The 8,286-nt window shown below is 69.3% G+C and carries 9 protein-coding genes; 5 read left to right on the forward strand and 4 right to left on the reverse strand.

The window, feature by feature from the left end:
• Positions 1-33 precede the first annotated feature (33 nt).
• From BGN98_RS06800 to BGN98_RS06815, 4 genes are read right to left on the reverse strand one after another with little or no spacing between them, the layout of a single operon-like run.
• Positions 34-639 carry a response regulator transcription factor gene (locus BGN98_RS06800; RefSeq protein WP_036288907.1) on the reverse strand — a complete coding sequence of 202 codons (606 nt, stop codon included), beginning with the start codon at positions 637-639 and terminating at the stop codon, positions 34-36.
• Complete coding sequence (locus BGN98_RS06805; RefSeq protein WP_288120398.1) at positions 636-1,799, reverse strand: sensor histidine kinase; 1,164 nt, start codon at positions 1,797-1,799, stop codon at positions 636-638. The genes BGN98_RS06800 and BGN98_RS06805 overlap by 4 nt, the downstream gene beginning before the upstream one ends.
• A 25-nt stretch (positions 1,800-1,824) precedes the next feature.
• Positions 1,825-2,658, reverse strand: coding sequence for an ABC transporter permease (locus BGN98_RS06810; protein WP_288120400.1), 834 nt, complete (start codon positions 2,656-2,658; stop codon positions 1,825-1,827).
• On the reverse strand, positions 2,655-3,560 hold the full coding sequence (locus BGN98_RS06815; RefSeq protein WP_288120402.1) for an ABC transporter ATP-binding protein: 906 nt from the start codon (positions 3,558-3,560) through the stop codon (positions 2,655-2,657). Before BGN98_RS06815 ends, BGN98_RS06810 begins: the two co-directional genes overlap by 4 nt.
• Before the next feature lie 145 nt (positions 3,561-3,705).
• Between BGN98_RS06815 and BGN98_RS06820 the strand changes: the two genes are divergently transcribed.
• The 5 genes from BGN98_RS06820 to BGN98_RS06840 all read left to right on the forward strand — a co-directional run bounded on the left by BGN98_RS06820 (position 3,706) and on the right by BGN98_RS06840 (position 8,217).
• Positions 3,706-3,846 carry a hypothetical protein gene (locus BGN98_RS06820; RefSeq protein ID WP_288120403.1) on the forward strand — a complete coding sequence of 47 codons (141 nt, stop codon included), beginning with the start codon at positions 3,706-3,708 and terminating at the stop codon, positions 3,844-3,846.
• 6 nt (positions 3,847-3,852) lie between these two features.
• Positions 3,853-4,161 (forward strand): hypothetical protein, encoded by a 309-nt coding sequence (locus BGN98_RS06825; RefSeq protein ID WP_288120404.1) that lies wholly within the window; start codon positions 3,853-3,855, stop codon positions 4,159-4,161.
• A gap of 177 nt (positions 4,162-4,338) precedes the next feature.
• Positions 4,339-5,985, forward strand: a complete 1,647-nt coding sequence (locus tag BGN98_RS06830; protein WP_288120406.1) for an ABC transporter substrate-binding protein — start codon at positions 4,339-4,341, stop codon at positions 5,983-5,985.
• Positions 5,986-6,106: 121 nt separating this feature from the next.
• The gene (locus tag BGN98_RS06835) at positions 6,107-7,198 is read left to right on the forward strand and encodes an ABC transporter permease (RefSeq protein ID WP_288120408.1); all 1,092 of its coding nucleotides are present in this window, start codon (positions 6,107-6,109) and stop codon (positions 7,196-7,198) included.
• A gap of 14 nt (positions 7,199-7,212) precedes the next feature.
• Positions 7,213-8,217 (forward strand): ABC transporter permease, encoded by a 1,005-nt coding sequence (locus tag BGN98_RS06840; RefSeq protein ID WP_288120410.1) that lies wholly within the window; start codon positions 7,213-7,215, stop codon positions 8,215-8,217.
• Positions 8,218-8,286 lie beyond the last annotated feature (69 nt).

Genomic DNA, 8,286 nt, shown 5'->3' on the forward strand with positions numbered 1-8,286 from the left:
CTCCTACGTCAACAACGATCCGGGTCAGTACAGCTAGAGCCAGCCGTTCTCGTCGGCGACCCGCACGGCGTCGGCGCGGTTGCGGGCACCCGTCTTGCCGATCGCCATGGAGAGATGGTTGCGCACCGTGCCCTCGCTCAGGTGCAGCATCTGCGCGATGTCGGCGATCGAGCCGCCTGTCCGGGCCACCGCGAGCACATCGGTCTCGCGGGCCGTCAGGGGCGACTCGCCCTGCGCGAGCGAGTCGGCGGCGAGGGCGGGATCGACGACCCGCAGCCCCTGCGCCACCCGTCGGACGGCGTCGGCGAGCTGTGCCGCGGGCGTGTCCTTCACGACGAAGCCGGACGCTCCCGCCCGCATCGCACGCGTCAGATACCCCGGCCGCCCGAAGGTGGTCACGATGAGCGTCCGGCAGGTCGGCAGGGCGCTGCGCAGCGCGGATGCCGCCGCGATCCCGTCCATCCCCGGCATCTCGATGTCGAGCAGGGCGACGTCCGCAGCCGATCGCACGGCGGCATCCACGACCTCGTCACCGCGACCCACCTCGGCGACCACCTCGATGTCGGGTTCGAGACCGAGCAGGGCCGACAGGGCGCCGCGCACGAGTGCCTGATCGTCGGCGATGAGCAGGCGGATCACAGCGTCGCCTTCAGGAGGAACCCGCCCCACTCGCTGCGGCCGAGCATCAGACGCCCGTCGGCCGCCTCCACTCGTTCGCGCAACCCGATCAGTCCGCTGCCCGCCGTCCCCGCGCCGGATGCCGGCCCCACCCCGTCGTCCTCGATGCTCACGCTGCGGCCGCTGAGGCGCACGCGGCAGCGCGACGCGTGCGCGTGGCGGATCACGTTGGTCACGCCCTCGCGGACGATCCAGCCCGCCAGCTCACGCCGCTCTGCGGGCACGTTCTCGGTGGCGGTGGGCAGTTCGGCGGCGATGCCGGCGGCATCCAGCGCCTGCCGGGCGGCGGCCAGCTCGCCCGCCACCGTGATGCCGCGGTAGCCGGCGACCGTCGCGCGCACATCGGCCAATGCGCCCCTCGCGAGGGCCTCGACCTCGGCGACTTCCGTACGGGCGCGCTCGGGATCGACGTCGATCAGCCGTCCGGCCAGCTCCGACTTCACGGTGATGACCGTCAGCGAGTGGCCGAGGATGTCGTGCAGGTCACGGGCGACCCGACTGCGCTCGCGCTCGACGGCCATCTGCGCCATCTGATCCCGCGTCGCGCGCAGGGCGTTCATGGCCGCGATGTTGCGTCCGAACGCCGCCATCATCGCGGAGATCGAGATGATGATCGCGGGAAGGAACAGCACGCTTTCGGTCCACCCGTCCGAGAGCACCCCCGTGACGAGGGCGGCCGCTCCCAGGGCGATCAGCAGCAGCCAGGTCGTGCGCAGTCGGACCACGGCCATGCCGATCGCGACGCCCACGTAGCTCCAGACGCCGCGGACATCCCACCCGATCCACGGGAAGAGGGTGAAGGAGAGGAGGAACAGCCAGGCTGCCGGAAGCAGTCGCAGGCGCAGGGGCAGAAGGCGAGAGACGGGGATGGCGATGAGGAAGGATGCCGCGAAGAGCACCAGCAGGGCGATCACGACGGCGTTGGAGACCGCGGTGTCCGCCGCGGCGACGGCCTCGGTGGCCACGATGAACAGCCAGATGAGCGAGATGGATGCCCCGACGTACCAGCCGCGCGCGGCGCGGGCGGTCAGCAGCTCGCGCGCCGTGGGTGTCGTCGACGAGGCGGGGACCGGGGGGATGTCCCACCCGGTCCCGTCGAGATCGTCTCGTGTCGCGCTCACGGACTTCACTGTAGGGCGCGCCGACTCAGACGCGCTTGGTGTCGCGCCGGAACGCCCACGTCGTGCCGGCGACGAACAGCACGAGCCAGACGAGCGCGTTGACCAGCCACATCGCGTCGAAGCTCTCGCCGGTCAGCGGTGAGCGGGCGAGCTCGCCGATGCCGTAGACCGGGGTGAACTTCGCGATGGTCTGCATGAAGTCGGGCATGCTGCTGAGCGGGTAGAAGAGGCCGCCGAGGAACGACAGGAACACGACGACGAGGCTCGTCACCTGCGCGGCGTTCTCGCTCGGCATGAGGTAGCCGACGAACAGCCCGAGCGTCGTGAACACGGCGCTCGCGAGCACCCAGCCGACGAGCCCCGTGCCGATCCACTGACCGACGCTGAGCTGGATGCCGCTGATCGCGCCGGCTGCATATGTGACGACGACCGCGAGAAGGCCCAGCACCATGCCCGCGATCATCTTGATGATGATGTTGACGAGCGGGTTCAGTGGGGTGAGGCGCAGCTGCCGGCTCCAGCCCTGCGTGCGTTCCAGGGCGACGGCAGCGCCGGTCTGCGTGGCCGACATCATGGCGCCGTACATCGCCATCGACACCATGATGTAGGCCGCGACGGAGACACCGCCCGCCGCGACCGGCGTCTCGGTCAGCTGTTCGTCACGCAGACGCAGGCCGATGATGACGTACATCACGACGGGGAACGCGATGGTGAAGAAGAGCGTTCGGCGGTTGCGCAGGCGGCGCTTGAGCTCGATACCGAGGTAGGTGAGGTTGAAGCCGCCGAGCGGCGGGACGCGCCGGTCGAGGGTGACGCGATCGGCGGACAGCGCCGACGGCGCGGAGGATGCGGTGCTCATGCGGAGGCTCCTTCGGAGGTGAGGGCGAGGAAGACGCTCTCGAGGTTCTGGGAGGTGATCTCGATGTCGCGGGCCGCCGTCTCGGTGAGGAGGTGGCGGGCGACGGCATCCGAGTCCTTCGTGTGGATGCTGATGCGGTCGCCGGCGAACTCGACGTCGTCGACGCCGGGAAGGCCGGCGAGCCGCGCCGGGTCGGCGCCGGGCAGGGTGGCGCGGACGATGCGACCGGAGACGAGGTTCTTGATCTCGGCGGTGGAGCCGTCGGCGACGATGCGCCCGCGGCTCATCAGCACGATGCGGTCGGCGTACTCGTCGGCCTCGTCGAGGTAGTGCGTGGCGAAGAGCACGGTACGTCCGCGCGCGGCGTCGGCGCGGATCGCGCTCCAGAACGCGCGGCGGCCCTCGACGTCCATCCCGGTGGTCGGCTCGTCGAGAATCAGCAGACCCGGGTCGCTCAGCAGCGCCATCGCGAATCGCAGCCTCTGCTGCTGACCGCCGGAGCACATCCCGACGCGCCGGTTCGCGATCTCGCTGATGCCGGCGCGCTGCATGACCTCCTCCAACGGGCGGGTGTCGGCGAACAGGCTCGCCGTGAGCGCGAGCGTCTCGCTGACGGTGATGTCCTTCAGCAGACCGCCGGTCTGCAGCACCGCGGAGACGAGCCCGTGCGAGATGGCCGCGCGAGGGCTCTCGCCGAAGACGCGGACAGCGCCGACGTCGGGGTCGGAGAGCCCCAGCAGCATGTCGATCGTGGTGGTCTTGCCGGCGCCGTTCGGGCCGAGGAAGGCGACGATCTCGCCCGGGCGCACCCGCAGATCGACGCTCTCCACCGCTCGGACACTGCCGAAGCTCTTGCGCAGGCCCGCGGCATCCACCGCGAGCAGTCCCTGGTTCTCATCCATGTCTCCGACTCTGCCCGCGTGCCGGCCTGTGCACCGCACACGGCCGTCACGACTGCGCCATGACATTCGTCACGGCCGAAAAATCGTCGACCCATCGCGTGCCCGCAGGGCGCACGCGCGCGAGCTGCTGGCGGGCCGGCTGGGCATGCGCGTGGTCGCCGAAGCGGCCACGGTCGGCGGGATCGTGGTGTGGCCGGCGGCGGGGGTGAGCGCGTCCCAGCTGCTCTTCGTGGTCGTGACCGACGGTGTCGAGCCCGAGCCGTCGGCGCTCGCCGCCTACCGATGAGTCGGGATGCGCGTGGTCGCCCTCACCGCCGACGCCCCCGACCACGTCGTCCGGACGTTGATGGATGCCGGGGTGGAGGGCATCGTGTCCTCGCGGGAGTCCGAGGGTATCGTGCTGGCGGTCGTCGATGCGGTCCGCCGGGGTGCGCGCGCCTGGTCGCCCCACGCGCGCGCGAAGCTCGACCCGCTCGCCGTGCGCCCCGCTCTGAGCGCGCAGGAGGCCCGGCTCGTCATCCACACCAACTCGGAGCTCGCGCAGGCCGCGCGCGACGACGGTCTGCTCCCGCCGGAACACGCGAGCGCACGCGATCACTGACGCGGCGCGATGGACGCTCGTGCGCGAGAGACCCGCCTCAGGCGCGGTGGTCTCCGGTTTCATTCCTGTTACAAAAAGCGCGATCACGAGGCATGCCGGCGATGTGCACGACAGGATAGCGACCTGAGCTTCGCCTGTCCGGCGGGGCCGACCGACACACAGCAGAGGTACTCACATATGGCACTGCACTTCAGTTCGCCGGGCTCCGCCCGCGCACGCACCGCGCTGGCAGCGGGCGCGCTCGCCGTCTCCGCGCTGCTCCTCGCCGGCTGCGCCGGCGGCGGCAACACGGGCGGATCGACCGACGGCGCGGCATCCGGGCCCATCATCATCGGCACGACCGACAAGGTGACCACGCTCGACCCGGCCGGCTCGTACGACAACGGCTCGCTCGCCGTGCAGACCCAGGTCTTCCCGTACCTGGTGAACACCGACTACAACTCCAACAAGGTCGTTCCCGACCTGGCCGAGTCGGCCGAGTTCACCGCGCCCAACGAGTACACGGTGAAGCTGCCGGCGGGCCTGAAGTGGGCTAACGGCCACGACCTGACCTCGTCGGACGTGAAGTTCTCGTTCGACCGCAACCTGAAGATCGCCGACCCGAACGGTGCATCGAGCCTGCTGTACAACCTCGACAGCGTCTCGACCCCCGATGACACGACCGTCGTCTTCAAGCTGAAGACCGACAACGACCAGGTCTTCCCCTTCATCCTCACGTCCTTCCCGGGCGCGATCGTCGATGAGGAGGTCTTCTCGGCCGATGCCGTCACGCCCGACCAGGACATCGTGAAGGCCGACGCCTTCGGCGGCCCCTACTCGATCACGAAGTGGGACTTCAACAAGACGGTCGAGTTCACGCCCAACAAGAACTACAAGGGTCTGCTCGCCGCGCCCAGCAACTCGGGCGCCGTGCTCAGCTACTTCGCCGAGTCGTCGAACCTGAAGCTCGCCGTCCAGCAGGGCGACGTCGACGTGGCCTACCGCAGCCTGTCGTCGACCGACGTGGCCGACCTGTCGGGCAACGACAAGGTCAAGGTCGTCGAGGGTCCGGGCGGCGAGATCCGCTACATCGTCTTCAACTTCAACACGCAGCCGTACGGTGCGACGACCGCCGAGGCCGACCCGGCCAAGGCGCTCGCCGTCCGCCAGGCGGTGGCCGATCTGATCGACCGCAAGACGATCTCCGACCAGGTCTACAAGGGCACCTACACCCCGCTCTACTCGTACGTCCCGGCCGGGTTCGCCGGGGCGACCGACGCCCTGAAGGGTCTCTACGGCGACGGCAACGGAGGCCCCAGCGCCGACAAGGCGAAGGCGGCGCTGGCCGCGGCCGGTGTGACGACGCCCGTCGCGCTGAGCCTGCAGTACAGCCCCGACCACTACGGCCCGTCGTCGGGTGACGAATACGCGCTGGTCAAGCAGCAGCTCGAGAAGGACGGCCTCTTCACGGTCAACCTGCAGTCGACCGAGTGGGTGCAGTACTCCAAGGACCGCACCGCCGACGTCTACCCGGCCTACCAGCTCGGCTGGTTCCCGGACTACTCCGACGCCGACAACTACCTGACGCCGTTCTTCCTGGAGAAGAACTTCCTGGGCAACCACTACGTCAACCAGGAGGTCAACGACCTGATCCTCAAGCAGGCCGTCGAAACGGATGCCGCCACGCGCACGTCCGACATCGAGAAGATCCAGGACCTCGTGGCCAAGGACCTCTCGACCGTCCCGCTGCTGCAGGGCGCTCAGGTCGCGGTCACCGGTGCCGACGTGAAGGGCGTCACGCTCGACGCGTCGTTCAAGCTCCGTTTCGCACCGATCACGAAGTAACGCGTTCCGGGCGTTTCGACTCGTCGCTGCGCTCCTCACTCAACGATCGGGGGAATCACACCCCCGGTCGTTGAGCGAGCGCAGCGAGTCGAAACGCCCGTCATCCGTAGAGTAGGCATCTATGACCAGCACCGCCACGGCATCCTCCGTCGCCGAGCCGCCTCCCGCGCTGGAGGTCCGCAAGACCGGATCCGGCTCAGCCCTGGGCCGGTACATCCTCATCCGGTTCCTGCTGATCTTCCCGACCGTGCTGATCCTCGTGACGCTGGTCTTCTTCCTCATCCGCCTCACCGGCGACCCGATCACCGCCGCCCTCGGCGGACGCCTGCCGGCCGATCAGCTGGCCGAGCGCATCCACGAGGCCGGCTATGACCGACCGATCCTCGTGCAGTACGTCGAGTACCTCGGCCGCATCTTCACCTTCGACTTCGGCACGACCATCACCGACAACCAGCCGGTCGTGCAGGTCATCGCGACCTACGGCACCGCGACCCTCGAGCTCGTGCTCTATTCGCTCGTGATCGCGTTCATCGTCGGCATCCCGCTGGGCATGGTCGCGGCGGCGCTGCGCGACCGCTGGCCCGACGCGCTGCTGCGCGTGAGCGCCATCCTCTTCTACGCGACGCCCGTCTTCTTCGCGGGCCTGGTCGCCAAGCTCGTCTTCGGCGTCTGGCTGGGTTGGCTGCCCATCTCCGGACGCGCGAGCGTACGCACCGAGCTCGCCATCGGCCGCAACGGCGGCACCGGCATCTATCTCATCGACGCGATCGCCTCCGGCAACCCCGCCTACGTGCAGGACGTGCTGCTGCACGCGGTGCTCCCCGCCCTCACGCTGGGTCTGCTCACCGCCGGCATCTTCCTGCGACTGGTGCGCACGAACGTCATCGGCACCTTCAACATGCCCTACATCGACGCGGCCCGCTCGCGCGGTGTGCGGGAGGGACGCCTGGTGCGCACGCACGCGTACAAGCCTGCGCTCATCCCGATCATCACGGTCATCGGCCTGCAGATCGCGCTCATGCTCGGCGGTGCCGTGCTCACCGAGACGACCTTCGAGTGGAAGGGGCTCGGCTTCCAGCTGGCCGCCTACCTCGGCTCGCGCGACTTCGTCGCCGTGCAGGGGATCGTCGCGATGATCGCCATCATCGTCGCGGTCACCAACTTCGCCGTCGACATCATCGCCGCGCTCATCGACCCGCGGGTCCGGTACTGAGGAGGGATGCGAACATGACGACGTCTCGCCTCATCGACCGGATGCCGGTCGTCCACCAGCTGCGCCAGAGCGTCGGCCTGCAGCGCGGCATGCTGGTCGCCGGCCTCGTGCTGACCGGCATCTTCGTGTTCTGCGCGATCTTCGCGCCGCTCATCGCCCCCTACGGCTACGCGCAGCTGGACGGGCCGGACGGCAACTTCGGCGCGCAGCAGCCGCCCAGCGCGGCGCATCTGCTGGGCACGACGGTCGGCGGCTACGACGTGCTCTCCCGGGTGATCTGGGGTGCGCAGACCGCGCTGATGGTCGTGATCGTCGCGATTGCGATGTCGGTGTTCCTCGGCATCCTGCTGGGTCTCGTCTCCGGCTACCTCGGCGGCTGGGTCGACCGTGCGTTGGTCGTCGTCGCCGACGCGATCTACGCGTTCCCGACGCTGCTTCTCGCGATCGTCGTGGCCATCGCGATCAACAACGGACAGTCCGGGCTGTGGCCCGGGATCATGGCGGCCGCGGCCTCCATCACCGTCGTGTTCATCCCGCAGTACTTCCGGGTCGTGCGCGCCGAGGTGGTGCGGGTCAAGACGGAGGCCTTCGTTGAATCGGCGAAGGTGATCGGTGCCTCGACGCCGCGCATCATGTTCCGCCACGTGCTGCGCAACTCCACGCGCACGTTGCCGCTGATCGTGACCCTCAACGCGTCGGAGGCCATCGCCACCCTCGCCGCTCTCGGCTTCCTCGGCTTCGGCATCCAGCCGACCGTGGCCGCCGAGTGGGGTTACGACCTCAACAAGTCGATCAGCGACGTCGCCGCGGGCATCTGGTGGACCGCGGTTCCCCCGGGGCTCGCGATCGTGCTGACGGTGCTGGGTATCACGCTGATCGGCGAGAGCCTCAACGACCTCGCCGACCCGCGCCTGCGCGCGCGGCGTCGCGCAGGGGCGGCGAAGAAGACACCGACACCGGCGGATGCCGTCGCGGCGAGCCAGCCGGCGTCCCGCGAGATGATGGGAGAGGTGGAGTGATGGCTGCGGCCTCTTCCGACGCACGCGCCGTCGACATCCGTGACCTGGACGTCACCTTCGCGACCGACG

Source organism: Microbacterium sp. 69-7 (assembly GCF_001897985.1).
GTDB lineage: Bacteria > Actinomycetota > Actinomycetes > Actinomycetales > Microbacteriaceae > Microbacterium > Microbacterium laevaniformans.